Here is a 1,468-nt window from a genome sequence, read left to right on the forward strand (position 1 = left end):
GTAAAAGAAGCGGAACTAAACCCAGGACGCTTCACATCGACCCCGACCAGATCGCAGCCTTTGAACAGTTCGCCCGCGCTTGGATGCGGCATGTCGACGAACACGGCGGCACCCACCACGGGTACTACCTACCCGCGGAAGGTGTGAGTGACCGTGCGGAATCCCTGTTCAGCTTCCCCAGCCTGGCTGCCTACGAGCAGTACCGCACCTTGTTCGGCACCCACTCGGACTTCATCGCCGCTGACCGGATTCGAGACGAGTCCGAGTGCGTCCTGCGGTACGAGCGCACCTTCATGCGGCCGCTCCTACCCCAGGGACACTGAAAGGGACTCCGGCAGCACGCTCGGCACAACCCACAACGCCGCAGGTCAGCGCGTACAGATGGGTGTACTCTATCGGAGCGGTTTGAGTTAGATAAGCTTTGTGCCCCGCCCGTCCACATAGAGAGCCTGGCGGTCTCTCAGTAGAAGCAGGTTCATAAGATTGGCCTTCAGTCTGGTGTTCTGCAGATTGAGAATTCTGGAGCGTAACCATGTTGGAAGGAATTAATCGGCATGCAGGCCAACGATCTCGGGGGAGATATCTCCGCGAAGGATTCCTTCAATGTCAATCTGATCCATCGCTTTTGCTAGGTTCCTACCGGCAGTTTCTCGTGGCTGGCTGGGGTGACTCTTTAGTCGTCTACCTGCTTTTATACATGCCAAAACGTATAGTGCGGTTCCTAGTCCTTTTCTTTGAATGCGGCTGTCGTCTCCAGTTTTGTCTCTGACGTTTATTCTGAGCGTGGGGCCCGGGCCGTACCTATTTTCTTTTTCGCCCCAGACGATATAGGCCCACTCAAGGGGTTTTCTTATCTGCGGGTCAGTGTAAGCGAGTATTTGCTGTCCTCCGAGAGCGGACTCTGGGAAGTATTGAAAATAGATATCTTCTTCGCCCTCTCGCCGGAGGGTGTAGCCAAGAATTTCTTTTTTGGGGGAAGTCATGGCACAAGTATGCCCAAACTTCAATTGGTTACGTGGCGGAAGATCAAATCCGGATCACCAGCGCGTACGCTAAATAAGCTTTTGGAGTCCTTACTTTAAACAATTTCTACCTATAAGCTTTGGTGTAGGAGTAGAGCACTCCCAGGAAAGTAGAAGGAGATTTTGCAAAATGAGTAATCTTGTCAATGAATTCCCCTCAGAAGACAATCCGTTCGTCGTTGTGGGCGAGGAAGTCCGCAGTAAATGGGTACCAGTCATGGGTAACCATAGTGATGCTGGCGATGGAAGCAATCTGGCTCGTCAAATGGCCTACGCAGGCGAAGCCCTAAAACAAGACCATTCAGGAAACGTATACTGGACTGCCCAGGGACTTCACGCGTCCGATGGAACAATCGTTGCGCGCAATCTGGGGCAAGCTGCCCAACTACTGGTTGAAACCGGTTGGGTATCCGGGCCTGGCCCCCGGAAAGTAGACACGTCGGGGG

Annotated in this window: 3 protein-coding genes; 2 read left to right on the top strand and 1 reads right to left on the bottom strand. The window is 53.5% G+C overall.

What is annotated here, in order from left to right; all coding sequences use genetic code 11:
- A partial coding sequence (locus tag HMPREF2912_RS11325) for an NIPSNAP family protein (RefSeq protein ID WP_246816546.1) occupies nucleotides 1-323 on the top strand: 323 nt, incomplete at its 5' end.
- Between the two features lie 222 nt (nucleotides 324-545).
- On the opposite strand, the gene HMPREF2912_RS11330 is transcribed toward HMPREF2912_RS11325, so the two are convergent.
- The gene (locus tag HMPREF2912_RS11330) at nucleotides 546-983 is read right to left on the bottom strand and encodes a hypothetical protein (RefSeq protein WP_070684238.1); all 438 of its coding nucleotides are present in this window, start codon (nucleotides 981-983) and stop codon (nucleotides 546-548) included.
- Between the two features lie 169 nt (nucleotides 984-1,152).
- On the opposite strand from HMPREF2912_RS11330, the gene HMPREF2912_RS13130 reads away from it, so the two are divergent.
- A partial coding sequence (locus HMPREF2912_RS13130) for a hypothetical protein (RefSeq protein ID WP_210396402.1) occupies nucleotides 1,153-1,468 on the top strand: 316 nt, incomplete at its 3' end.

Source organism: Corynebacterium sp. HMSC056E09, from assembly GCF_001813425.1.
Classification (GTDB): Bacteria; Actinomycetota; Actinomycetes; order Mycobacteriales; family Mycobacteriaceae; genus Corynebacterium; species Corynebacterium hesseae.

What these genes read in the sequence shown, in the direction of transcription:
- HMPREF2912_RS11330 (WP_070684238.1), bottom strand. Translation starts at nt 983, where the DNA reads ATGACTTCCCCCAAAAAAGAAATTCTTGGCTACACCCTCCGGCGAGAG.